The 23,902-nt window shown below is 71.0% G+C and carries 24 protein-coding genes, 1 tRNA gene, 1 other RNA gene and 1 pseudogene; 11 read left to right on the top strand and 16 right to left on the bottom strand.

Translation table 11 applies throughout. From position 1 onward, the window contains the following. Nucleotides 1-123 precede the first annotated feature (123 nt). The 4 genes and pseudogenes from mgrA to C5N14_RS34085 all read left to right on the top strand — a co-directional run. Nucleotides 124-1,113 carry an L-glyceraldehyde 3-phosphate reductase gene (gene mgrA / locus C5N14_RS04865; RefSeq protein WP_117665891.1) on the top strand — a complete coding sequence of 330 codons (990 nt, stop codon included), beginning with the start codon at nt 124-126 and terminating at the stop codon, nt 1,111-1,113. Nucleotides 1,114-1,345: 232 nt separating this feature from the next. Then, nucleotides 1,346-1,834 (top strand): SigE family RNA polymerase sigma factor, encoded by a 489-nt coding sequence (locus C5N14_RS04860; protein WP_117665889.1) that lies wholly within the window; start codon nt 1,346-1,348, stop codon nt 1,832-1,834. Next, nucleotides 1,831-2,895, top strand: a complete 1,065-nt coding sequence (locus tag C5N14_RS04855) for a hypothetical protein (protein ID WP_128763516.1) — start codon at nt 1,831-1,833, stop codon at nt 2,893-2,895. Before C5N14_RS04860 ends, C5N14_RS04855 begins: the two co-directional genes overlap by 4 nt. Nucleotides 2,896-3,081: 186 nt before the next feature. Then, nucleotides 3,082-3,264 (top strand): annotated as a pseudogene (locus C5N14_RS34085) (GNAT family N-acetyltransferase); the annotation flags it as partial. Here C5N14_RS34085 and C5N14_RS04845 read toward each other — a convergent pair. Genes C5N14_RS04845 through C5N14_RS04835 form a run of 3 tightly spaced genes read right to left on the bottom strand, consistent with a single transcriptional unit; the run spans nt 3,228 to nt 7,728 of the window. After that, nucleotides 3,228-3,740 carry a barstar family protein gene (locus tag C5N14_RS04845; protein WP_117666891.1) on the bottom strand — a complete coding sequence of 171 codons (513 nt, stop codon included), beginning with the start codon at nt 3,738-3,740 and terminating at the stop codon, nt 3,228-3,230. The pseudogene C5N14_RS34085 and the gene C5N14_RS04845 sit on opposite strands and share 37 nt — an antisense overlap. A gap of 8 nt (nt 3,741-3,748) precedes the next feature. Then, entirely contained in the window at nt 3,749-7,348 is a 3,600-nt protein-coding gene (locus C5N14_RS04840; RefSeq protein ID WP_117665885.1) for an AAA domain-containing protein, read from the bottom strand. Beyond that, nucleotides 7,348-7,728: a hypothetical protein gene (locus C5N14_RS04835; RefSeq protein ID WP_117665883.1), complete on the bottom strand. Its 381-nt coding sequence runs from the start codon at nt 7,726-7,728 to the stop codon at nt 7,348-7,350. Before C5N14_RS04835 ends, C5N14_RS04840 begins: the two co-directional genes overlap by 1 nt. A gap of 45 nt (nt 7,729-7,773) precedes the next feature. Here C5N14_RS04835 and C5N14_RS31995 point away from each other — a divergent pair, with 45 nt between their 5' ends. From C5N14_RS31995 to C5N14_RS04825, 3 genes are all read left to right on the top strand, one after another. Next, entirely contained in the window at nt 7,774-7,932 is a 159-nt protein-coding gene (locus tag C5N14_RS31995) for a hypothetical protein (protein ID WP_165878035.1), read from the top strand. 222 nt (nt 7,933-8,154) lie between these two features. After that, complete coding sequence (locus C5N14_RS04830) at nt 8,155-8,673, top strand: GNAT family N-acetyltransferase (protein WP_117665881.1); 519 nt, start codon at nt 8,155-8,157, stop codon at nt 8,671-8,673. A gap of 67 nt (nt 8,674-8,740) precedes the next feature. Continuing rightward, nucleotides 8,741-10,096 (top strand): MFS transporter, encoded by a 1,356-nt coding sequence (locus tag C5N14_RS04825; protein WP_243639257.1) that lies wholly within the window; start codon nt 8,741-8,743, stop codon nt 10,094-10,096. Between the two features lie 9 nt (nt 10,097-10,105). On the opposite strand, the gene C5N14_RS04820 is transcribed toward C5N14_RS04825, so the two are convergent. Together C5N14_RS04820 and C5N14_RS04815 are read right to left on the bottom strand one after the other, a co-directional pair. After that, complete coding sequence (locus C5N14_RS04820; protein WP_117666889.1) at nt 10,106-10,306, bottom strand: DUF397 domain-containing protein; 201 nt, start codon at nt 10,304-10,306, stop codon at nt 10,106-10,108. Then, complete coding sequence (locus tag C5N14_RS04815) at nt 10,306-11,124, bottom strand: helix-turn-helix transcriptional regulator (protein ID WP_207892615.1); 819 nt, start codon at nt 11,122-11,124, stop codon at nt 10,306-10,308. The genes C5N14_RS04820 and C5N14_RS04815 overlap by 1 nt, the downstream gene beginning before the upstream one ends. 217 nt (nt 11,125-11,341) lie before the next feature. On the opposite strand from C5N14_RS04815, the gene C5N14_RS04810 reads away from it, so the two are divergent. After that, a complete protein-coding gene (locus C5N14_RS04810; RefSeq protein ID WP_117665877.1) occupies nt 11,342-11,680 on the top strand; it encodes a hypothetical protein in 339 nt (112 codons plus the stop codon). Nucleotides 11,681-11,824: 144 nt separating this feature from the next. Here the strand turns inward: C5N14_RS04810 and C5N14_RS04805 are convergent, their stop codons facing one another. The 4 genes from C5N14_RS04805 to C5N14_RS04790 form a co-directional block, all read right to left on the bottom strand. Then, complete coding sequence (locus tag C5N14_RS04805; protein ID WP_117665875.1) at nt 11,825-12,952, bottom strand: acyl-CoA dehydrogenase family protein; 1,128 nt, start codon at nt 12,950-12,952, stop codon at nt 11,825-11,827. Nucleotides 12,953-13,089: 137 nt separating this feature from the next. Next, nucleotides 13,090-14,328, bottom strand: a complete 1,239-nt coding sequence (locus C5N14_RS04800; RefSeq protein WP_243639177.1) for an RNA polymerase sigma factor — start codon at nt 14,326-14,328, stop codon at nt 13,090-13,092. Nucleotides 14,329-14,371: 43 nt separating this feature from the next. After that, nucleotides 14,372-14,743 carry a YciI family protein gene (locus tag C5N14_RS04795; RefSeq protein WP_117665871.1) on the bottom strand — a complete coding sequence of 124 codons (372 nt, stop codon included), beginning with the start codon at nt 14,741-14,743 and terminating at the stop codon, nt 14,372-14,374. A gap of 42 nt (nt 14,744-14,785) precedes the next feature. Further along, a complete protein-coding gene (locus C5N14_RS04790; protein WP_117665869.1) occupies nt 14,786-15,415 on the bottom strand; it encodes a DUF998 domain-containing protein in 630 nt (209 codons plus the stop codon). A 160-nt stretch (nt 15,416-15,575) separates the two neighbouring features. Here C5N14_RS04790 and C5N14_RS04785 point away from each other — a divergent pair, with 160 nt between their 5' ends. Beyond that, complete coding sequence (locus tag C5N14_RS04785) at nt 15,576-16,001, top strand: hypothetical protein (protein WP_117665867.1); 426 nt, start codon at nt 15,576-15,578, stop codon at nt 15,999-16,001. 315 nt (nt 16,002-16,316) lie between these two features. On the opposite strand, the gene C5N14_RS04780 is transcribed toward C5N14_RS04785, so the two are convergent. Further along, nucleotides 16,317-16,392: transfer RNA gene (locus C5N14_RS04780), tRNA-Ala, on the bottom strand. Nucleotides 16,393-16,477: 85 nt separating this feature from the next. Beyond that, on the bottom strand, nt 16,478-17,068 hold the full coding sequence (locus tag C5N14_RS04775; RefSeq protein WP_117666887.1) for a YqgE/AlgH family protein: 591 nt from the start codon (nt 17,066-17,068) through the stop codon (nt 16,478-16,480). Between the two features lie 242 nt (nt 17,069-17,310). On the opposite strand from C5N14_RS04775, the gene C5N14_RS04770 reads away from it, so the two are divergent. Together C5N14_RS04770 and mdlC are read left to right on the top strand one after the other, a co-directional pair. Next, nucleotides 17,311-18,114, top strand: coding sequence for an S-methyl-5'-thioadenosine phosphorylase (locus C5N14_RS04770; RefSeq protein WP_117665865.1), 804 nt, complete (start codon nt 17,311-17,313; stop codon nt 18,112-18,114). A gap of 144 nt (nt 18,115-18,258) precedes the next feature. Then, nucleotides 18,259-19,854, top strand: a complete 1,596-nt coding sequence (gene mdlC / locus C5N14_RS04765) for a benzoylformate decarboxylase (protein ID WP_117665863.1) — start codon at nt 18,259-18,261, stop codon at nt 19,852-19,854. Nucleotides 19,855-19,867: 13 nt separating this feature from the next. On the opposite strand, the gene C5N14_RS04760 is transcribed toward mdlC, so the two are convergent. The 5 genes from C5N14_RS04760 to ftsE all read right to left on the bottom strand — a co-directional run bounded on the left by C5N14_RS04760 (nt 19,868) and on the right by ftsE (nt 23,822). After that, complete coding sequence (locus C5N14_RS04760; RefSeq protein ID WP_117665861.1) at nt 19,868-20,893, bottom strand: hypothetical protein; 1,026 nt, start codon at nt 20,891-20,893, stop codon at nt 19,868-19,870. Nucleotides 20,894-21,102: 209 nt separating this feature from the next. After that, nucleotides 21,103-21,479, bottom strand: a transfer-messenger RNA (tmRNA) gene (ssrA, locus tag C5N14_RS04755). Nucleotides 21,480-21,585: 106 nt separating this feature from the next. Continuing rightward, nucleotides 21,586-22,065, bottom strand: coding sequence for an SsrA-binding protein SmpB (gene smpB, locus C5N14_RS04750; RefSeq protein WP_117666885.1), 480 nt, complete (start codon nt 22,063-22,065; stop codon nt 21,586-21,588). Nucleotides 22,066-22,198: 133 nt separating this feature from the next. Continuing rightward, nucleotides 22,199-23,074 carry a permease-like cell division protein FtsX gene (gene ftsX / locus C5N14_RS04745; RefSeq protein ID WP_117665859.1) on the bottom strand — a complete coding sequence of 292 codons (876 nt, stop codon included), beginning with the start codon at nt 23,072-23,074 and terminating at the stop codon, nt 22,199-22,201. 67 nt (nt 23,075-23,141) lie between these two features. Continuing rightward, a complete protein-coding gene (gene ftsE, locus C5N14_RS04740; protein WP_117665857.1) occupies nt 23,142-23,822 on the bottom strand; it encodes a cell division ATP-binding protein FtsE in 681 nt (226 codons plus the stop codon). Between the last annotated feature and the right edge of the window lie 80 nt (nt 23,823-23,902).

Below are 23,902 nucleotides of genomic sequence, written 5' to 3'. Positions count from 1 at the left end.
CACCTTATCAGCACATTCCACACAGAGCGCCACCCTTCCTCGCCGCCGGCCAGGAGGTTTGCGCCGACGACCCTCGTGCGGGCGCGAGCCTCCCGGGCACAAGGCGGCGATAGGGTCGGTGGCGTGACCTACCTTGCCGCCGACGAGCGCTACCAGTCCATGCCCTACCGGCGCGCCGGGCGCAGCGGGCTGCGGCTGCCCGCCGTCTCGCTCGGGCTGTGGCACAACTTCGGCCCGGACCGACCGTTCGAGCGGCAGCGGGACATCGTCCGCCGCGCCTTCGACCTCGGGGTCACCCACTTCGACCTGGCCAACAACTACGGCCCGCCGCCGGGCGCCGCCGAGGAGAACTTCGGCCGGCTGCTCGCCACCGACCTCAGGGCGTACCGGGACGAGTTGGTCGTCTCCAGCAAGGCCGGATACCTGATGTGGCCCGGCCCGTACGGCGAGTGGGGCTCCCGCAAGTACCTGGTCTCCTCGCTGGACCAGTCGCTGCGCCGCCTCGGGCTGGAGTACGTCGACGTCTTCTACTCGCACCGGTTCGACCCGGACACCCCGCTGGAGGAGACGATGGGCGCGCTCGACGCGATCGTCCGCTCCGGCAAGGCGCTCTACGTGGGCGTCTCCAACTACGACTCGGAGCAGACCGAGCGGGCCGCCGCGATCCTGCGCGAGCTGGGCACGCCGCTGCTGATCAACCAGCCGTCGTACTCGATGCTCAATCGCTGGACGGAGGACGACGGCCTGCTGGACAGGCTGGAGCGGGTCGGCGCGGGCTGCATCGCGTACAGCCCGCTCGCCCAGGGCCTGCTCACCGACCGCTACCTGGGCGGCATCCCCGCCGACTCCCGGGTGCGCACCAGCGTCTTCCTCAACGAGAGCGACCTCGACGAGAAGAAGATGACCACCGTCCGGGCGCTCGGCGCGATCGCCGAGCGGCGCGGCCAGTCGCTGGCCCAGCTCGCGCTCGCCTGGGCGCTGCGCGACCCGCGAATGACCAGCCTGATCATCGGCGCGAGCAGCGTCCCCCAGTTGGAGGCGAACGTGGCGGCGCTGGACAACCTCGACTTCACCACCGAGGAACTGGCCGAGATCGACGGCCACCTCGACTGAGCCGCACCACATGACCTCGTCAGTGGATGTCCACGATGGCAACCCGCGAAAGACCGCCTTCAGTACGGCGAGGTCGTAACCCTCCTCCGGCACCGGGTTCCACTCGGGCGGCGCTGACCGGGTAGTCCCCGGTCGTAAGCCCCGGCCCTGAAGCGATGTAGTGAAGAGGTTCGACCGCCACCGGTGTCACCTCCCGCACGCCTCGTGACGTTTCCCCACCGGAGGTGGACGGATGGAGAGCTTCGACGAGGTGATCGGTGCCCGGTTGCCGGCCCTGCTGCGGTACGCGGCGGTGCTGGCCGGGGATCGGGACCTGGCTCAGGACGTGGTGCAGGACGCGCTGATCCGCGCGCACGCCCGCTGGGGCCGGATCAGCCGGATGGACCGGCCCGACCTCTACCTACGCCGGATGGTGCTCACCGAGTACCTGTCCTGGCACCGACGCAAGGCCCGACGCGCAGCCCTGTTCGAGGCCCGGCGGGCCCCGGTCGAACACGGCCCCGACCACGCCGTCGGACACGCCGAACGCGACGGCCTGTGGGCCCGGCTCGCCGCACTGCCGGAACGGCAACGGGCGGTGCTGGTGCTGCGCTACTACGAGGACCTCTCCGACCCGGAGATCGCCGAGGTCCTCCAGTGCGCCGTCGGATCGGTACGGGTCTACCGGGCCCGCGCGTTCGCCGCCCTCAGATTGGAACTCGAACTGGAGGAGAGCCGATGAGTACTCGACTGAACCGAGCGTTGGCCGAGGGGGAGCGCCACTCTCCAGACCCCACGGAGGTCCTGGCCGGTATCCGGGCCGGGGTGCGGCGGAGCCGCCGCCGTCGGCGGTTCGCGGTGGCGGGAGCGGCCAGCGCGGCCGTACTGGTGCTGGCCGGCGGCGGGTTCCTGGTCCAACGGCTTCCGATCCCGCCGGTCGGGGCGACGCCGGCGACCGACCGGGTCGACGCCGCCGCAGCCGCCGGGCCCGTCCAGCCGCAGCCGTGCCGGCTGAGCTTCGGCTGGCTGCCGACGAATCTGGCCGCGCCGATGCGGACGTGCGGCCCGGGTGACCAGAGGGTGCTCTACCCGATGGACGGCGGCCCCTACCTGCGGGTCGACGTGGACTACTCCGGATGGCAGCCTCCGCTGTCCAGGAATGGCTGGGAGCCGGTGGTCGTCAATGGCCGCACCGGCAGGATGGCGGTCCAGAACACCCGCGCCCTCGTGCTGTTCCCGCTTCCCTCTGGCCGCTGGGTCGACTTCGAGTACGGCGTCGGGCAGCCCGGCGGTCCGCGTACGGAGAAGCTGGGCGAGACGGCGAAGCGGATCGCCGAGGGCATCGGCGAGACCGTGGCCGGGACGGTGCGCGTCCCGTTCGCGCCGACCTACCTGCCGCGAGGGCAGCGCTTCGTGGCGGCCCTCGGCGGCACCGCGTCCGGCCTCATCTACCGGGAGGGCTCCGGCCGGGTGCTCGACCGGAAGCCGGCCCAGGGAGCAACCGAGGACGGGATCCCCACCGACCGGCCCACGATCGACTACGGCGTCGGGTACTCGATCCGTTGGGACCCGGCAGGGTCGGAGCCGACGGGGAGAGAACTGGGCGAGCGCGCGGACCGGGATGTGCAGGGCCTGCCGACGTACCTGGTGAACCGGGGCAGGACGGTGATCGTCGACGGCTTCCACGGCGGCCGGTTGTCCGTGTTCTTGCACGAGCCCGAGTGGATTCGTCCGACCGCACCCTCGGCACCGCCGACGGGTGAGTTGCTCCGGATCGCCGAGGGCATCCGCTGGACGGGATGAGCCAGCCCGTTACACACCGATGAGGGGCGAACACCCTTCGACCGGCGCCCGCCGGGGCATGCCCCGGGCCGGTCGGAGGGCGGTCCCGGGGCGGCGCGAAGACCATCGGTGCCGGGCGCCGATATACGGGGCCAGACGCGCATAATTCGGTCGCTGGGTTCGCATTCGCCCGCTATGGCCCGCCGCATGAGGCTGGAGCGGATAACTCCGGAGAACCACAAGGTGGCTCTCGCGCTGTCCGTACGTCCGGATCAAGAAGAAATGGTCGCACCGGTGGTCAAGTCGTTGGCCGAGGCATACGTGTTTCCCGAACGCGCCTGGCCGAGGCTGATCTATGACGGCGACCGGCTGGTCGGCTTTCTGATGGCCGATCGGTTCGCCGTCGAGGCCGTGTGCGCGGAGGCAATTTCCTGCTCGAGGGACTCGGCGTCTTGCTCGTCGCACAGGAGAGTGGCATGGAGGAGAGGACCCATTCCATAATCATCAGGTTCATAGGAATTCGCCCAGCGACGGCCGACCTCAGCAAGGATGCTGAAGAGAACTGCTCTCCCGTCGACGTTTTCCCGCAGGATGCAGGGAGCGTTCTCGATAATGATCAAATAGCGGCGGGCCGGAAGCCAATGTAGGTCACTGAGGCACTCCGAGAGGGCGGGCCAGTTCCACCCGAAGTAGCTCGGAAACCGCAGCGCGTCAGAGAACTGCTCGAACACCCCGTCCACGTCCACCATTGCAGCCCCGTCCAGGCGGGCCACAGCAACCACACCGGATGGCGGAACAACGTCCTCCAAGGAAAGCAGGGCGTTGCTGGGAAGCACTTGGACAGGGCGCTCGGAATTTCTCCACATAGCCGACATCACCCTTCCCGGGCGTCCGTTCCTGCCGAGCGGCGCAGGTCGTCGGTCAGCTCGGCCGCCACCCGCTCCGGCTCGGCCAGACAACGCCATGCCGGTACTCGACGGACGGGGGTGAGGTCGGCGGTGATGTCGAGACGCGCGAGCACCTTACGCAGTCCTCGGCCGTCGGAGGAGCCGGTCGGATCGTCGACGACGACGGCCAGTTCGACATCCGCGTGGCGCGCAAAGAGGCCGATGGTCCGCCCGGCCACGGGGACGTCACGCCGCACGGCGAGGCCGGCTTCCCTGAGGGCACGATGCAATCGGTCGGTAGCCACCATCGCGGCATCCGGCACCCCGCCGGCGAGATCGCGGCCGAGGGCCAGCGCGGTGAGCAGTCCACGTTGCCCCGACCACCACGAACGGTCGCCGACCACGACGAGTTGGGACCGGGCCCGGGTGATGGCGACGTTCCACAGGTTGGTCTGGTGCACGAGCCAGCCTCGGGTGCGGTCCGGGATGCCGTGCGCCCCGACCGGCGAGACGACCATGATGTCTCGTTCGCTGCCCTGGAACTTGTGGATGGTCGCGCAGAGCAGGTTGTCGGTGAGGCCGGCGTCGCGCAGGGCCGTGGCCAGGCGACGCTGGTGCGCGGCGAGCGGCGTGACCACCCCGATCGAGGCATCCGGGTACGTCGTTCGCAGGTGCGCCACCTCGGTGACGACCTGATCGATCTCCGCCTGGTTACACCCGGAACCGGTCGCCCCGGGGCTGAACCTCCCGGGGACGTCGCGCCAGCGCACCGCCTGATCGGCCGGAGCGGCCAGCCGGGCCGGGTCGGTCAGCACCGTGAGCCGTCCCTGGTAGACCTCCCGGTTCGGCACCTCGACGATGTCCGGGTGGCACCGGTAGTGCTCGTCGAGGAGGTGCGTCGCGCCCGCCGCGGCGGCGAACGCGTCGTACGCGGAGTGGCCCGTGTAGGTGAGCCGACGGGTGGTCAGCCAGCCGGTGCTCACCTCGGCCCGGGCCCGCTCGGTGACGTCGTCAGCCTCGGGCAGGTCCACGACGGGCGCGAGCTGACGTGGATCGCCGATGATCAGTGCCCGCTTGGCGCGATAGAGCATCGGCAGGATCGCGGGAATGGTGCACTGCGCCGCCTCGTCGATCACCACAAGGTCGTACAACGCGGGGCTTCTGCGCAACCGCCGGGCGGAGAGCGCGGTCACCGCCCAGCCCGGTAGCACCCGCAGCATCTCGGGGAAGTAGGCCCAGCTGTCCGACTGCGGCTTGGCCATCTCATCGGCCCGATCCTGCAGGAGGCGCGCTCCCGCAGCCACCCGGCGGGCGATCTGCGCCCGCAGTAGCTTGATGCTGAGCGCGGGCCGTTCGGTGCCGATCAGGTCGACCAGTTGCCGCCAGGAAGCGTCGCCGTCGGGCAGCTCAGCGAGACGCTGCCGCCGTTCCCGCCAGCGCAGCTCGATCACCGCCCGCTCGGCGAGGGCCTCGACAGCGTCCCGGTCGACGACCCGGTACGCCCGAAGCCGCCACCGGTACCACCATCCGAACCACCTGCTGGCGAGCGCTCGATCGGTCAGGTGGACGAGCTGCGCCAGAGCCCTATCGTCCTCCGGCAGGGTGGCCGACCCGGCAGCCGGGTCAGAGTCCCGCTCGACGGCCAGGTCAGCGAGGTCGCGTTCGAGCAGACGCCGCTCGTCCAGCGTCCCCCGGAGTTCGGCGGCCTTGTCGGCCAGCAGTCGCAGCTCGTGCAGCGGGGTACGGTCGTCCGGCGTGCTGCGGTGCTCCGCCGGCGGATAGGCCGCGAGGATGTCGGCAAGGTGCTTCGGTTCCTGCAGACGGTGTTCCTTGTTGCCGGTACGCACCAGCAGGCCCGGACCGATCAGGTCGGTGACCCGGCCGAGCACCGAGTCGACGGCCTGATTGCTGGTGGAACCGATCAGCACGCTCTGGCCGGCGGCGGTGGCGGTGGCCAGCAGGGCGGTGACCAGTTGACTCTTGCCGGTGCCCGGCGGCCCCTGGGCGACGGTCAACGGCTGCGACATCGCCGCCTGGATGATCTCTTCCTGCGCCTCGTTCGCCGCGTTCAACGCCACGGTCACGACCGGCGTCGAGGGCACCTCGTCCGGGCGGAGCGCCAGCGCGCCCAGGGCGGTCCGCTCGATGAGCCTCGGATTCTTGATCATGCCCCGCAGGTCGTCGACGAGCTGCCGCTGCGGCGACTCGGCAGCGTCGACGGTGTAGAGGATGGCCGCGTTCTGCACCCCGTTCATCGGCCCTGGCCGGATGGTGCCGACGAGCATCGCCGGGTCCAGCTCGACCACCGGGTTCAGCCCGAACGTCTTCGTGAGCACATCGACGGTGGCGACCAGGGCAGCGGGGTCACCCGGTACGAAGACCTGCTCGACGCGTTGCCGCAGTTCGTCGGCTTCCACCTCGGAGAGCTGAAGCAGGTCGACGAGGGCTGAACTGGGACGGGGCGGCAGGGAGGCGTGCAGGACGTCGTCCGCGCCGACGGTGACGTCGCAGACCAGCAGTGGGGCGAGCCGTGGAGGTCTGCCCCGGCCGGGCCGGATGGCGACGACCGGATAGCCGTACTGCACCTCCCTGCCGTCGGCGCGGGCCCGCGCGGCGAGTCCGGCAGCCCCACCGCTCAGCCGGACGGGCGTGTCCGAGGTGAGGACGGCCTCGGACCCAGGCGGAGCCGCGACGTACGTGCCGGTTGCCTGGGGATCGATGAAGGACTGCAACACGGTCGACCGCCGCATGCAGTTGACGTAGTAGGTCACCAGGCGGCGCCACTGGTCCGCGTCGAACGGCGCCTCGTCCCCCGGGCTCGCCGTGGCGGCTACGACCTGCCTCGCGGCGGCGGCGGAACCGGGCACGGTCGCCAGCCGGATCGGCTCGGTGACGCCCTCACTCGACTCGACCGGAGTGTGCTGGCGGCGCCGGGCCATCTCGGTCAGGGCGTACCGGGAGAGGTCGTTGGTGGTGATCCAGCCGTCGTCCGCCGTCCCCTCGGCCGCGCCCCGCAGGCCGGTCAGGAGCACCTCGGTGAAGACCGACGGCCGGTCCGGTCCCTGCGCCTTCGACGCCTTCAGGTGGGTGCTGGAGGTCAGGATGAAGGTGCCACGCTCACGCTTGGCCCGCCGTGGCTCCTCGCGCACTCCGCCACGGAACCGGTGCCGGGCCGTGAACGCGCCGGAGAAGCAGCAGTCCAGGAGGACCACCTTCTGACTGGCCTTGGTGTGGTTGAGCAGATGACGCAGGGTGCCGTCGGTGTCGAACGCGGTCGTGTGCAACTGCCCGCAGACCGTGTCGGTCGCGGCCAGGAACAGCGACTGCCCGTCGCCATGCAGCACGCCGTGGCCGGAGTAGTAGAGCAGCGCCAGGTCGCCGTTACGCCGCGCGCCGTAGAACTCCTCGACGACCTGACGCAGGTGCGCGGCCGGCAGGTCCAGTTCGGCGCGTACGGTGTCGAACTCGCCGGCCCCGTCCAGCATGGCCTTGAGCTGTGCCACGTCCTGTCGTACCGAAGGAAGGGGCGCAAGCTCGCGGTCGACGTGGCAGGCGGCCGTGCCGAGCAGCAGGGCGTGCCGACCCATCAGTGGCGGGACCGTTCGATCGCGGCCCGCACCGTCCTGATCAGCTCGTCGGTCTGGCCGTGGGTGGGCCGGTCGATGGTCAGCTCGATGTCACCGACCCGCAGGTGCACCCGGCGGCCGGTGTGGCGTTGCAGGAAGGCCAGGACCACGTCGACCAGGGCCTGCACGTAGCCGGGGTCGACGCCCGCCAGTACGGTCACCACGCCGAGCGCCAGCTCGCCGACGCCCTTGGCAGCCGGGTCGGTGGTGGGCCGCTCGACGCGCTCCACCTCGCCGACATCGCGGAGGTCGTCCGCCAGCTCGTCGGTCAGCTCGCCGAGGACGAATTCGTCGTCGTCGGTGAGCGGCGTGAAGTCGATCCGGATGCGGACGTGAGACACCCAACCTCCTCGGCGTGCGGTGCTGACGAGGCTACGGAGGCGGCGATGCGTGCGGTTATGCCTGTCGGCTTTCCGATCGACGATCCGAAGGACGTCGATCGAGTGGGTTCGAGCCGGCTGACCCTGCCCTATCTGCTCGGCCTCGCCGCGCTCGCCGGCCTGGTGGGCCGATTCGTCGATGGATGCGGGCCGGTTCGAGTGTGACGCAGATCACGAGAACAACGCGCCAGGGCACTCGGCACTCCCCGCGCTCCTCGTTGGAGCTGCGTCTTTGACCCGGCTGACATTGCGATGCAGGGCCCCACGACGCACCCTGGTAGCCCCCTTAGCGTGTCGGCCTTTGTCGAGCCGAAACGGCTTCTGGGGGCGATTGATGTTGGCAAGAGGCGGCTCGTTCAGCGGTCCGGCTTTCAATACCGTGACCGCATGCCCGCGTTGATTCTGCCGACCGTCCGCCTGCACGCCGCGTTCCTGGAATGCCGCGACGACTGGGGCCCCGGCCTCCACGAGGACGGATTCGGCCTCGGTTCTCACGACGTGTACTCCCGCGAAGGCTTCGCCGCTTGGGTGCACGAGCGGATCCGACTGACCCATCCGGCCGGCGACCCCTGCCCGGACGAGAAGCACGGCTCACCCCGGTGGATCGTCGAGAACGGCCACGTACTCGGGGGGATCGCCCTCCGGCACAAGTTCGACGACGAGATTGGCCAGATCGGCTACGGCGTCCGGCCGTCCGCGCGCCGTCGAGGACTGGCGAGTTGGGCACTCGGCGAGATACTCAAGGAGGCTCGCGTCGTCCTGGGCCTGGACCGCGTCCTGATCCCTTGTCTGGCCGACAACATCGCGTCGGCCCGGACGATCGAACGCAACGGCGGCGTCCTCGAGGGCATCCGCGACACCGAGCACGGTCCGGTGAGGCGCTACTGGATCTTCCTGGATCGGTGATGGGTCACGCGTTGCGAACGGCAACCCCGCCGGAGCCAGACCTGGGAACTACTCGTGCCAGGCCAGGATCGCCCGGGAGGTACGGACCGTGTTGGATCTGAAGCCCTACCGGGACGCGCTCGCGCTGCCGGGGTTGCGGCCCCTGCTGCTGGTCGCGATCCTGGCCCGGGTGCCCGTGGCGGCCACCGCCGTGGTGATGACGCTGCACGTACTCGATCTGGGCCACGGCTATTTCGCCGCCGGGCTGGTCGGGGCCGCGATGACGGCCGGTTCGGCGCTCGGCGCACCACTGCTCGGCCGGCTGGCCGACGGGCGTGGCCTGCGGCCGATGCTGCTGCTGACCACGGCGGTCTCGGCGCTGTTCTGGGGGACGGCGCCGGTCCTGCCGTACCCGGTGCTCCTAGGCGCCGCGTTCGTCGGCGGGCTGCTCACCCTCCCGGTCTTCTCCGTGGTCCGGCAGTCGATCGCCGCGCTGGTCCCGCCGCCCCAGCGCCGTCAGGCGTACGCGCTGGACTCGATGTCGGTCGAACTCAGCTTCATGATCGGGCCGGCGGGAGCGGTGGCCCTGGCCACCAGTGCCTCGCCCACCCTGACCATGTACGCCGTCGGCGGCGGCATCGTGCTTGCCGGACTCACCCTGCTGGTACTCAACCCGCCGACCCGGGCCCGGGACGAGGAGACGACGCCGGCGCAGCCGCTGCCCCGCCGGCAGTGGCTGACCCCACGGTTGATCGGGCTGCTCGCCGGTGGCGCGGCCAGCACGCTGGTAATCGCCGGCTCCGATGTGGCGGTGGTGGCGGCGCTGCGTGACGCCGGTCAGGTCGACTGGACCGGTGTGGTGCTGGCGCTCTGGGCCTCGTACTCGTTGGTCGGCGGCTTCACCTACGGTGCGCTGTCCCGCCCGGTGCCGTCGCTGGCCCTTACCGCGATGCTGGGTCTGGTCATCGTTCCGGTCGGCCTGGGCAGCGGCGAGTGGTGGCTGCTGGCCCTGGTGCTGCTGCCGTCCGGGGCGCTCACCGCGCCGACCGTAGCCGCCACCGCCGACGCGGTGAGCCGGCTGGTGCCGGCGAGCGTGCGGGGTGAGGCGATGGGCCTGCACGCCTCGGCGATGGTGGTGGGGCTGGCGCTCGGCGCCCCGCTGGCCGGGGCGGTGATCGATGCCTCCGCACCGGCCTGGGGCTTCGCCGCGACGGGCCTGCTCGGCGCGCTGATCGCGCTGGCAGTGCTGCCGACCGAGCTGCGTCACCGGCGGTCCGACGCCCCAGCCACCGCCGCCGCCATCACCCCCACCGCAGCTACCACGCCCGATTCCGCCCCCCGTGGCCGCAGTCCCCGGCGGGCTGGATTCCGCCGCAGGGCTCGCGGCCCGATCCATCGTGGCCGCCCACGCCAGCCGGGTGGCAGTTTCTGGAACCCGGAGTGAGCCGGGCCGCTAGCTGGCCGACTCGGCCTTGAGACCAGCAACAAAACTGGCCCACGAGTTGCCGTCGAAGGCGAGCGTCGGGCCGCTGCGGTCCTTGGTGTCGCGGACGCCCACCGCGCCGCCGACGAACCGCACCTCGACACAGGCCGCGTTGTTGGAGCTGCGGGAGGACTTGAACCAGCCACGATCGGGGGTGTGGCGAGGGGCCATCACGTCATCTCCTTGGCGATCCGCCGGATCAGCACCAGCGACTCCGCCGAGCTTAACGCCCGTTCCCGCGCCTCGGCGAAGGTCATCGTGTAGTCCGCCACCCGGCTGGACTGGTCGATGATGTCGCTGGAGGTGAGCACCTCCTGCCAGACGAGCTCGGGCAGCCGGGGCGACGGAAACGACAGGATCTGAAACGGGCCACCGAGCGCGGGATGCGCCCCGGCGGCGAACGGCATCACCCGAATCTCGATCTGCTCGGGGCGCTCGGTCAGCAGCCGGTCGAGGTGGTCGAGCTGGGCGCGCATCACCTCCGGGCCGCCCACCTGCTGCCGCAGCGCGCCCTCGGCGATCACGGTGGTCAGGCGCAGCGGGTGGTCGCCGTCCAGCCGCCGCTGCCGCGCCATCCGAGCTGCGACGCGCCGGTCCATCTCCGTCAGCCGGACGTAGGTGTTGCCGCCCCGGATGACCGCGCGGGCGTACTCCTCGGTCTGCAACAGCCCGTGCAGCAGTTCGTTGTCGTAGCTGCGGATGTGCTCAGCACCCGCCTCGTAGCCGAGGAAGCGGAGGAAGTCGGCGGGGAAGAGCTGCGAGTATTGGTGCCACCAGGCCCGCTGCATGGCACCGACCCGCAGCTCCTCCAACTCGGTGGCGTCGGACGGATCGAGCTCGTAGATCTTGACAAGCTGGGCCAGCCGGTCGGTAGGCACCTTGACCCGGCCGGCCTCCACCCCGGAGATGTACGCCTGCGTGATGCCGGTGGCGCGGCCCGCCGCGACCGCCGTCATCCCCACTTCCTCGCGGCGCTCACGCAGCCGCATCCCGAGCTCCCACGCCTGCACGGTCGGCGACGCGGGCGGAGGCGTCGACTTACGACGCGTTCTTGGGGGGTTCGATGCCATCTCAACTCCAGTCGTTCTTTGCCGATGCCATGTAGGCGACCATAGTCGACGGACACGCCGGATACCAAACTCTTGATATAAGCAAGCATGTCGGTGATGCTGCTTCGGGAAGTCCTTCCAAACAGCAGGAGGCAACATGCTCAACGAGGTCAGGTGGATCTCCCGGGAGCCGGAGGTGCGGCACGCGTTTTCGCTCTCCCGGATCGTCGACGCCGGCACCGTGGACGAGTGGTACGACCTACTCGGCGTCCTCCGGGTGCCGGTCGACCGGCGGGCACCGACCAAGCTGCGCGACCAGCTACGGCCCTGGGCGCTGGCCACCCTGGCGGCCGGCGGGTACGGCTTCGGCCGCTACTACGCGAGCTACTCCACGCTGGACGAGGACGACGAGCCGGACAAGGCCATCGCCGACGAGGACATCAACTGGTCCGGCAGCACCGTCCTGATCCCCGTCGAACAGCCGACCGGCATGTGACCGCTCCCGCGTCCGGCAACGTTCTGGCACTGACGGGCCGGCCGCACGACGAACCGCCGGCGGGGAGCCCACGCACGCGAGGTTCATCGCCGTGAGCGAACGAGTCCTACACCCAGGCATCCCCACCGGCCGGGTCGGGCCCGCTCACTTGAAGGCGGCGTGGCCGGTCAGCACCTGTCCGATGATCAGCTGATGCACCTCGGAGGTGCCCTCGTAGGTGAGCACGGATTCGAGGTTGGCCGAGTGCCGGATGACCGGGTAGTCGAGGGTGATCCCGGCCGCGCCGAGGATCGACCGGCACTCGCGGGCGATGGCGATGGCCTCCCGCACGCTGTTGAGCTTGCCCAGGCTGATCTGCCGGTGGTCGAGCGTGCCGGCGTCCTTCATCGCGCCGATCTGCAACGCCAGCAGCATCCCCTTGCCCAGCTCCAGCCCCATGTCGGCGAACTTGAGCTGGGTGGCCTGGTACGCGGCGAGCGGCTTGTCGAAGATCAGGCGACTGCGGGCGTACGCGATCGTCGTCTCCAGGCAGTCGTGGGCCGCGCCCAGCGCCCCGAAGACGATGCCGAAGCGGGCCTCGTTGAGACACGACAGCGGCCCGGACAGGCCGGCGGCCTCCGGCAGCATCGCGTCGGCGGGCAGCCGCACGTCGTCGAGGACGAGTTCCGAGGTCACCGAGGCGCGTAGGGAGAGCTTGCGGGTGATCTCCGAAGCGGTGAAGCCGGGAGTGCCGGCGGGGACGAGGAAGCCTCGGACGCCCTCGTCGGTGTGGGCCCACACCACGGCGACATCCGCGATCGAGCCGTTGGTGATCCACATTTTGGTGCCGTTGAGCACCCAGTCCTCCCCGTCGCGGCGGGCCCTGGTCCGCATGCCGGCCGGGTCGGAGCCGAAGTCCGGTTCGGTCAGGCCGAAGCAGCCGATCGCCTCACCGGCGGCCATCCGGGGCAGCCACTGCTGCTTCTGCTCCTCGGAGCCGAAGCGCCAGATGGCGTACATGGCGAGCGATCCCTGCACCGAGACCAGGGAGCGCAGCCCCGAGTCGCCCGCCTCCAACTCGAAGCAGGCCATCCCGTACGCGACGGCGGAGGTCCCGGCGCAGCCGTAGCCCTCTAGGTGCATGCCGAGCACGCCGAGTTCGCCGAGTTCGCGGGCCAGGTCTCGGACGGGCAGGCTGCCGTCCTCGTACCAGGTGGCGACCTCCGGGCGGATCCGCCGGTCGACGAAGCCACGTACGGCGGCCTGGAGGGCCCGGGTGTCGTCGTCGATCAGCGCGTCGACGCCGAAGTACGCGAGCGTGGGCGCGGGGCAGACAGGGTCACGATTCGTTTCCTCCCGGGGCTTCTTCCAGGTGCGCCATCACGCTACGCGCAACGGCGACGACCAGCGCGTCCAGCGCGGGCAATCGGTCACCCGATGCGACCGGCCCGACCCAGCAGGTACCGCTGTTCGACCTGGTTCTGTGTCAGGGCAGCCGCCTCGCGGTACCGGGCCGCCGCGCCGGTCGCGTCGCCGGTCAGCTCCAGCAGGTGGGCGCGGACGGCACGTTCCCGTTGCCGGGTCAGCGGTTCCTCGTCCAGGTGGTAGCTCCGGTTGAGGTCGTCGAGCAGCGCCAACCCGCGGGCCGGCCCGTACGCGTGGGCGACCGCGACCACCCGGCTCAGCCGTACCGGCGCGGTCGGGCTGAGTTGTTCCAGTCCGAGGTACAGCGCCGCGATCTGTGGCCAGTCCGTCCGGTCCGGTGACGCTGCCGCGGCGTGCACGGCCGCGATCGCCGCCTGCAGCTGGTACGTGCCGACCTCGCGCCGCCGCCAGACGCTGTCGATCAGCCCGGTGCCCTCACGGATCAGCTCGGTATTCCACTGTGTCCGGTCCTGCTCGTCCAGCGGCACCAGCTCCTCGCCCCGCGTACGGGCAGCCCGCCGCGACTCGGTGAGCAGCATCAGCGCGAGCAGCCCGGTCACCTCGGCGTCGTCCGGCAGGGAGTCGCGGAGCATGCGGGTCAGCCGGATCGCCTCGCGGGTCAGGTCGACGCGGGCGAGCGCGTCGCCGGTGGAGGCCGTGTAGCCCTCGTTGAAGATCAGGTACAGCACCTGCATGACGGCGTTCATCCGGCTGTCCCGGTCGGCGTCGGTCGGCGGTGTGAACCGGGCGCCGGCGCGGGCCAACTGCTGCTTGGCGCGGCTGATCCGGACACCCATGGTGTTCTCGGCCGTCCCGTAGGCATGCGCGATCTCCGCAGTCGTCAGGCCGCCGACCGCGCGCAGGGTGAGCACCACCTGGGAGATGGCGCTCAGCGCGGGATGGCAGCACAACAGCAGGAGCGTGAGACTGTCGTCGGTCTCCAGCGGCGGGCGCGCCCGCCGGGCCGGATCCTGCATCGCCAGCTCGGTCATGCCGACGTGCTGCTCGCGGCGGCGTCTGGCCTGGTCGGTGCGGAGCAGGTCGACCATCCGCCGGTAACCGATCCGGATCAGCCAGCTTCGCGGGTGCTCCGGCACACCGTCGGTCGGCCACGCCCGGCTCGCGACGAGCAACGCCTCCTGCACCGCGTCCTCGGCGATGTCGAAATGGCCGAAGCGCCGCACCAACGCGCCGAGCACCTGCGGTGCCTCGGCGCGCAGCAGGTGCTCGACCGCCGATATCACGCGAATTCGGCCGCTCGACGGCCCGCGACGCCGCGGAGGCCATTCATGTTGCGAAGTCCTCGCCCATGATCGGCCGGATCTCCATCGGTTCGCCCAGCACCTCGACCATCCGCGAGACGATCTCGACGGCGCGCTCCTGGCTGGCCACATCGATCACCGCGAAACTGGCCAGGACCTCCTTGAGCTCGACGAACGGGCCGTCGGTCGCCACCGGCCCGGTCGGGGTCCTGCGGACCGTGGTGCTGACGGCCGGGTGCCCGAGACCCTCGCTGCTGACAAACTCACCGGTTTCGATCAGCTCCTGTTCGAACCGCTGGTACACGGCGAACGCGGCCAGCGCCTCCTCGGACGGCGTGGCGGCGGTCGCGGCGTTCCACGCGGCGGTCGGCGTGTAGCTGAGTAGCAGATACTTCACAGTCGTCCTCGTGTTCGCGGGCCTCGGATCACGCTACGCCGGTCAGGCCGAACGGCGCAGGGAGAGGGCGACGACCGTCGTCCAGGTGAAGGCGACCAAACCGTTCACGGCGATCTGGATGCTCATGTGGCTCTGCGACATGGGCAGCAGCAGGATGAGCGCGGTGATTGCGTTGAGCACGGCCCGCAGCGCTGCGCGACGACGGGCGTGGCGGACGGTCAATACGACGGCGGCGACGGCCAGCGCGGTGAAGGCCGTGGCGGCTGCGGCCGAATGCGCGATGCTGTGCCAGGTCATCTCGCCGGCCGGCCCGTCCGCGGTACCGACCGGGAAGCCGTGCTCCGGATCCATGGTGAACACGCCGGCCGCGACGAGCCCGGCACCGAAGATCCCGACGAGGATCGGGAGCACGCGCCGACCGGTCCCCTCAGTGAGGGTCCCTCGGATACCCACGGCGAGCGCCAGGCCGCCCAGACCGGCGAGGACGAACGTGGTGATCTGGATCCAGCCGAGGCTTCCGGTGGCGAGCTGGCTGATCGGGTGTCGCGTGATGTCGTAGCCCTCACGGGTCAGCATCTGTGTCACGGCCGAGGCGAAGAAGACCGGCCCGGCGAGGGCGCCGGCGAGGAGTAGGTGCCCGGACGAGCGGCGGACGGCGGCGACGGTGGTCATGACTTCCTCCTTGGTGGGTGTTCGCCGCTACCTCGTGGCCGCACCGGGCACTTTGACGCGCAGAGGATGTGACGTGGGCCATAGCAGGTAGCCGTCACGGGATGTCAAAGCCGGGGTGCGGCCTCCGAGGTACCGGCAAGCACCCACCGAGGAGGACACGATGTCTGAGAACATTCAGCCCAGCGCCGAACTGGCCGCCCTGGACCGTCTGGTCGGCACCTGGACGGTGACCGGCGGCGCCGAGGGAACCGTGCGGTACGAGTGGATGACCGGCGGCTTCTTCCTGCTCCAGCACGTGGAGCTGACCCAGTTCGGCCAGCCGGTCACCGGCCTGGAGGTCATCGGCCACCTGCACCCGTTCGGCGAGCCGATCGGCGCGGACGTGGTGTCGCGGTTCTACGACGCGGCCGGCAACACCCTCGACTACGTCTACGAACTCGTCGGCGACAAGCTCATTATCTGGGGCGGCGCGAAGGGCAGCCCGGCCTACTACGAGGGCACGTTCAGCGCCGACGACACCACGGTCACCGGCGAGTGGGTCTACCCAGGCGGGGGCGGATACGCGTCCACGATGACCCGGAGCTGAGCTCGGCAGCCACCGACCCTGAGCGGTCGGAGGAGGTGCCCCTCGCACGTCGGGGAGTCGCCACCTCCGGCCGTCTCGTCGAAACCGAAAGCGTGGCCGAGCCGCCCGAGGACGGCTCGGCCACGCCGAGCAGGTTCAGCGCTGATCCGGTTGCGATAGTGCGAGTCGAAGTTGGCCCGGCACGGTGTCCCCCGGGGCACAAGAGCCGCCCGGATACACAAACGCATCTGATCTTGTGGCCACATCGGTGGCCACAAGATCAAGATTTATCGGCCAGTGCCGACATATTTCCACCGTCCCACCCGTGGTGGGAACTGGTGGAGCCGAGGGGACTCGAACCCCTGACCCCCACACTGCCAGTGTGGTGCGCTACCAGCTGCGCCACGGCCCCTTACCTTCGCTCCCGGTTGCCCGGGCACGGAGAGAACTATACACACGCCGGCCGTCATGGTCATCTCGCGGGCCCCACTCGCGGGTCAGTTCAGCGCGACGTCCGGCGGGAAGTGGGCGACCGCCGCCATCATCCCGCCCTGCCGGCGCAGCACCATCGGCCACAGGTCGTCCGGGCGGTCGACGAAGGCGTCCCCGGGCAGCGCGTCGAGGACGAACCAGGAGCCGTCCTCGATCTCCTGCTCCAGTTGGCCCGCCCCCCAGCCGGAGTAGCCGGCGAAGACCCGGATGCTGCCGATGCTCTCCCGCATCCGCTCCGGGTCGGCGGAGAGGTCGATCGTGCCGACGGCGCCGGAGACCTGGTGGAAGCCGCGCAGCCGCTTGACCGGGTTGCGCATCCGGGCCAGGCAGATCGCCGAGTCGGGCTGCACCGGCCCGCCCTCGAACAGCACCGCCGGGTCCCGGGCCAGGGCGCTCCAGTCGCCGAGGACGTCGGCGACCGGGACCTCGGTGGCCCGGTTGAGCACCACGCCCAGCGCCCCGCCCGGCTCGTGCGCGACGAGCAGCACCACCGTCCGGTCGAAGTTCGGGTCCTTGAGCGTCGGGGTCGCGACCAGCAGCCGTCCGGTCATCGACTCCATCGCACGCCCGCCGATCGCCTGGTCTTCTCCCTGCATGTCGGACATCCGTCAGCCACGCGCCGGGGGACGGGGGGCGTCGCCCCGGAGACAGGCACCGCGCCCGGCCCGGACGGCACCGACGCCGGGGCCGACCGGGGAACTGGCCGGCCACACCCGATCGGCACGGGACTCCGCGCTCATCCGTGCTGTCAACGCCATGCCTGGCACCATAGCTTGCGGTCGGGGCGGTGGCTAAGGTCTGACCGGTGGGTGATCGACTGGGACCGGAGGGGGCGACGATGGGGTCGACGGCGGACATCGCGGTGATCGGCGGCTCGGGGCTCTACGCCCTCCTGGAGGGCGCCACCGAGCACCGGGTCGAGACGCCGTACGGGGAGCCGTCGGACGCGGTGACGGTCGCCGAGGTGGGCGGCCGGCGGGTGGCGTTCCTGCCCCGCCACGGGCGCGACCACCGGCACCCGCCGCACCTGATCCCGTACCGGGCGAACCTGTGGGCGCTGCGGTCGCTCGGGGTACGCCAGGTGCTCGCCCCGTGCGCGGTCGGCGGGCTGCGCCCCGAGCTGGGACCGGGCAGCTTCGTGGTGCCGGACCAACTCGTCGACCGCACCAACGGCCGGGTCCAGACGTACTACGACCGGGGCGCGGTGCACGTCACCTTCGCCGACCCGTACTGCCCGGTGGGCCGCCGGACGCTGCTCGACGCGGCGGCCGGTCGGGGGGTGTCGGCGGTCGACGGCGGCACGATGGTGGTGGTGGAGGGGCCCCGGTTCTCCACCCGGGCGGAGTCGCGCTGGTTCACCGCGATCGGCGGGGCGGTGGTCAACATGACCGGTCACCCGGAGGCGGTGCTGGCCCGGGAACTGGCCCTCTGTTACACCCCGATCGCCCTGGTCACCGACCTGGACGCGGGGGTGGAGGGCGGCGAGTCGGTGACCCAGGAGGAGGTCTTCCGGGTCTTCGGCGAGAACACCGACCGGCTGCGCGGGGTGCTGCTGGACGCGGTCGCCGCCCTGCCGGCCGCACGGGACTGCCCGTGCGGGCGGGCGCTGGACGGGATCAAGCTGCCCTTCGCGCTCCCCTGACGCGGGCCGACGTGACGGCGATCACTGCGGACTGGGGCGAATCGCCCGATAGGTGAGCCTGTTCCGGATAGATTCGGCAGGTCGGGGCCCGATCGCCGCGTCGTCTCCGGCGAGGAGGCAGCCCGCCGACACGGAGGCCCATCGATGGCAACGGTCCGCGAGACGACGTACGACCTGCTCCGGGCGCTGGGCCTGACCACCGTCTTCGGCAACCCCGGCTCCACCGAGGAGCCGTTCCTGCAGGACTTCCCCGCCGACTTCCGCTACGTGCACGCCCTGCACGAGGCGTCCGCGGTCGGGATGGCCGACGGGTACGCCCAGGCCACCGGCCGCCCCGCGCACGTCAACCTGCACACCGCCCCGGGCACCGGCAACGGCATGGGCAACCTGGTCACCGCCTGGCACAACAAGACGCCGCTGATCGTCACCGCCGGCCAGCAGACCCGGGAGATGCTGCTGATCGAGCCCCGGCTGACCAGCCCCCGGGCGGCCGAGCTGACCCAGCCGTACGTCAAGTGGAGCTACGAGCCGTCCCGCGCGCAGGACATCCCGGCGGCGTTCATGCGGGCGTACGCCACGGCGGTGCAGCCGCCGGCCGGGCCGGTCTTCCTCTCCCTGCCGCTGGACGACTGGCAGCAGCCGGCGTCCGGGGCGCCCGAGGTGCGCAGCGTGGCCAGCCGGTACGCCCCGGACCCGTCCCGGCTGCGGGAGTTCGCCGCCACGGTGGCCGCCAGCCGCTCCCCGGTGCTCGTCCTCGGCGGGGCGGTCGACCGGGCCGGCGCGTGGCCGGCGGCGGTCGCGTTGGCCGAGCGGCTGGCCGTCCCGGTCTGGTCCGCGCCGGCCCCGGAACGGGCCGCGTTCCCCGAGGACCACCCGTACTACCGGGGCGTGCTGCCGTACGCGATCGGGCCGCTGGCCGAGGCGCTGCGCGGGCACGACACGGTGCTGGTGGTCGGCGCGCCGGTGTTCCGGTACTACCCGCACGTGCCCGGGGACTACCTGCCCGCCGGCACCCGGCTGCTGCACGTCACCGACGACCCGGCGGAGACCGCCCGCGCCCCGGTCGGGGACAGCCTGCTCGGCGATCCGGGCCTGGCGCTGGCCGCCCTGGTCGACCTGATCCCGGCGGCCGAGCGCCCGCCCCCGCCGCCCCGGCCCGCCCCGCCGCCGCCCGACCCGGGCCCGCCGCTGAGCCCGGACGGCCTCTTCGCCGCCCTGGCCCGGCACTGGCCACCCGACGGGGTGCTGGTGCAGGAGTCACCGTCCAACCTGGCCGCGCTGCGCCGCCGGCTGCCGGTCACCCGCCCCGCGTCGTACTTCACCATGGCCAGCGGCGGCCTCGGTTTCGGGCTGCCCGCGGCCGTCGGGATCGCGCTGGCCGAGCGGGACACCGGGCGGGACCGCCCGGTGGTCGCCGTGATCGGGGACGGCTCGTTCCACTACTCGGTGCAGGCCCTGTGGACGGCCGCACGGCTGCGCCTGCCGCTCACCGTCGTGGTCCCGGTCAACCAGCAGTACGCGATCCTCAAGTCGTTCGCCGAACTGAAGCACACCCCCGGGGTGCCCGGCCTCGACCTGCCGGGCCTGGACATCGGCGCGGTGGCCCGGGGCTACGGCTGCGCCGCCACCGTGGTCGAGGAGCCCGAGCGGTTGGGCGACGCGCTGCGCGCGGCGTTCGCCGCGGACCGGCCCACCGTGCTGCCCGTGCCGATCAGCACCACCGTGCCGCGGCTGCTCTGAGCACCGGGCCGGCTCAGGGGCGGACGACCAGCGGTGCGCCGGTGGCCACGTCGAGCACCGGGCGGTCGCCGAGCGGCGCCTTCAGCGTGGCGGTGACCGGCTTGACCAGAAGCTGGTCCGTGCAGATGCCGGTGGCCGGGGTGACGCCGCCGCCGACCACCACCACGTCGTCGCGTTCCTGCACCAGCGGGGTGGCGCCGGTGTCGCACGCGCCGACGCCGATCCGCCAGGTCAGCCGGGCCCCGTCGACGGCCTGGAGGCTCTCCGCGCCGACCACGCCCTCGGGCGCCGGGCGGATGGGCGCGACGCCCCGGGGCACGGCGGTGACCGCGCCGGGATCGACGGCGAGCCGGGCCACCAGGGCCCTCAGCTCCGCCACGGTGAACACCCAGGCGGGAACGTGGGCCTTGCCCCGGCTGGTGTGCACCGGCGCGGTGCCGAGCCGCACGGCGGTGACGGTCAGCGGCAGGCAGGCGGTCGACGGCACGTTGCTGACCGGGCCGTCCGGCCCCGGCTCGACGGTCGGGCGCAGATCGAGGGTCGGACCGTCCGGGCCGGGCTCGATGACGGGGCCGGACGTGGACTCGGGCTTGGGCCGGAAGCCCGGGCGCTTCTCGGGCGTCGGCTGCCGCGGCCGTCCCTCGCACGGCGGCGGGTCGCCCTGGTCGAGCTGCCGGTACGCCGTCGCGGCGCTGACCAGCGGCACGCTCAGCGTCGCGTCGGGGAAGCGGATGGCGGTATTGCCCGGCTCGTCGGTCGGCACCGCGATCTGCTCCCGGTACCAGCCGTTGCGGAACGCCTGCTCGGTCTCGGGGGTGAAGTCGGGATCGCCGAGCAGCACGGTCGGCTCCTGGAGCAGCACGTACCCGGCCGTCCAGGCGGTCCCGGGCCGCCACGCCTCGGCCACCTCGACGGCCCGCTGGTGGAACGGCTCCCACCGGTCGTCGGCGCCGCCGGCGCCCGGCTCCGATCCGGCCGGGGCGCACCCGGCCGCGATGACGATCAGGGGCAGGCCCACCAGGGCGAGAACGCGACGCATGCCCGTTCGACGCGCCCGCGCCGGCCCCGGTTCCCCCGGCCCCGGTTCCCGGCCTCCGCACCGGTCCCGCCGGCCGCAGCGGCCTCATGATCCTCTGTCGGGACCGGCGGACGACCCGCCGCGTCCGCCCGCCGTTTCCAGCAGACGCCCCCAGGGGGCCGGACACGACTGTGCGCCCCGGTCCGGTGGACCGGGGCGCACAGGTGAGGTGGTGGAGGTGCCGGGAATCGAACCCGGGTCCTTCGCCGGTTTGTCAGGGCTTCTCCGAGCGCAGCTCGCTATGCCTCTACTCGGCCCCACCGCTCACGCGAGCGAGTTGGTGTGACGGGCCCAGTCGCTGATTGATCTCGCCGCACGGACCCCGCGACCGGGTCCGATTGGCCAGCCCTCTAACTGATGCCGGCTGACTGGGACGAAGGCGTTCCCAGGCCGACAGACTTAGCTACTCGCCTCAGGCGGCGAGAGCGAAGTCAGCGCGATTGTTCTTGGCGCTTATTGGTTTCCGACGACCGATTCTCGAGACGACGTCGGCTTCCTCGGCTCGCTTCCCCTGTCGCTGCGTACGAAGTCGAAACCAGTCACCCCCTCGACGGGCCGCCCCTGTCGGCGGCACCACACAAGCGTAACGCCTTCCGCAACCGGTTTCATCCCGAGGCCCGCTCCGGCGTGCCGGAGGGGACGAACGGGACGAATCAGTCGTCCATCCCCTTGCCGCGCCGGCCCACGACCCGGGCGATCTCCCGGTCCGCGTCCCGCTTGGCGAGGTCCTGCCGCTTGTCGTACGACTTCTTGCCCTTGGCCAGGGCGATCTCCACCTTGGCCCAGCCGTCGGAGAAGTAGACCTGCAACGGGACCATGGTCAGGCCGCCCTCGCGGGTCTTGCCGATCAGCCGGTCGATCTCCAGCCGCTTGAGCAGCAGCTTGCGGGTGCGCCGGGGCTCGTGGTTGGTCCAGGTGCCCTGGGTGTACTCCGGGATGTGCATGCTGTGCAGGTACAGCTCGCCGTCGCGCTCCTGGGCGAACGCGTCGACCAGCGACGCCCGCCCGGCCCGCAGCGACTTGACCTCGGTGCCGGTCAGCGCCATGCCCGCCTCGTACGTGTCGAGGATGGCGTAGTCGTGGCGCGCCTTCTTGTTGGAGGCGACGACCTTGCGCCCCTTTTCCCGTGGCATCGGCGCCACCTCCCCTCGTGTGGCTCCCGGCCGGGCCGGAAGCGGAGATCATGCTACCCGAACGACAAGCGCCCTCCGGCGCGGATTATTCCGCGCCGGAGGGCGCCGCCGCGTCGGACGGCCCCGGGGGTGACTAGACCCGCAGGTAGAACCGGAGGGTCACCCAGGCGGTGACGGCGCTGACCAGACCGCCCACGCCGGCCATGATCGGGAACATCACCAGGATGTCGCCCCAGGTGACCGGGGAGAGCAGCCCCTGGAGGTCGCTGAGCGCGCCGTCGAACAGCAGGTACTTGGCCGCGACCAGGGCGACCAGGCCGAGGAGCGAGCCGATCAGCCCGGCGACCACGGCCTCCAGCACGAACGGCGCCTGGATGAACCAGTTGGACGCGCCGACCAGCTTCATGACCGCGACCTCACGCCGCTTGCTGTACGCCGCGACCTGGATCGTGTTCGCGACCAGCAGCAACGCGGCGATGGCCATCACCGCCGCAGCCGCCAGGGCGATGTTCTGGACCGAGGTGAGGATCTTGAAGATCTTGTCCAGGAGTTGGCTCTGGTCGACGATCTCGTCGACGCCCTCGGTGTCCTTGTACTGGTTGTAGATCTCCCGATACTGCTCGGGGTTGACCAGCTTGAGCCGGAACGACTCGGGCAGGCTGTCCGCCTTGACCGCGCTCAGCAGGTCGGGCGCGTCCTGGAACATCTCCTGGAAGCGCTTGTACGCCTCGTCCTTGTTGACGAAGACGACCTCCTTGACCAACGGGTCGCTCTTCAGCTTGGCGTGCAGGTCGGCGCGCTGCTGCTCGTTGGCCTCCTTGCTCAGGAAGATCGAGACCTCGATGTTCTTGTAGTAGAGGTCCTTCATGTCGTTCACCTGGCGGTACATCAGTCCGCTGGCACCGAGCATGGTCAACGACACGGCCATCGTGATGATCATCGCGATGGTCATGGTCACGTTGCGCCACAGTCCGACCAGTACCTCGGACAGGACGTATTTCACGCGCATCGGGATTTCCTCCGGGTCTCCGGCGTGAGGTGGTCGTCGTCAGGCTGCACAGGGGTGGAGCGCCGGCTCACCCGTAGACGCCACGGGCCTGGTCGCGTACGATGCGACCGCTCTCGATCTCGATGACCCGACGCCGCATCTGGTTCACGATGTTGGAGTCGTGGGTGACCATCACGACGGTCGTGCCGGTGCGGTTGATCCGGTCCAGCAGGCGCATGATCTCGATCGACGTGTCCGGGTCCAGGTTTCCGGTCGGCTCGTCCGCGAGCAGGATCAGCGGGCGGTTCACGAACGCCCGGGCGACGGCGACCCGCTGCTGCTCACCACCGGAGAGCTCGTGCGGGTAGCGGTGCTCCTTGCCACCGAGCCCGACCAGCTCCAGCACCTCGGGAACGACCCGGCGGGCGACCGCCTTGGTCTTGCCGATCACCTCGAGGGCGAAGGCCACGTTCTCGTACGCGGTGCGGTTCGGCAGCAGCCGGAAGTCCTGGAAGACGCAGCCGATCGAACGCCGGAAGTGCGGTCGCTTCCAGGAGCGCATCGAGGTGACGTCCTTGCTGTTGACGACGACCCGCCCCTTGTTGGGGGTCACCTCGTGCAGCAGCAGCTTGATGATGGTGGACTTGCCGGAGCCTGATGGACCGATGAAGAAGACGAACTCGCCCTTCTCGATCGAGACGGACACGTTGTCGAGCGAAGGCCGGGACGCCTTCGGGTACGTCTTCGTCACTTGCTCAAGCTGAATCACGGGTGGTGAGTCTACGCGGTGTAACCGATGAACCAAGCCCCGCGCCCCGCCGATGCGAGGCGCGTCATCGAAACATCCGG

It is taken from the genome of Micromonospora sp. MW-13, assembly GCF_003434305.1.
Taxonomy (GTDB): domain Bacteria; phylum Actinomycetota; class Actinomycetes; order Mycobacteriales; family Micromonosporaceae; genus Micromonospora.
The sequence above is the reverse complement of the archived record's forward strand: the minus strand, read 5'-3'. Positions and strand labels throughout refer to the sequence as shown.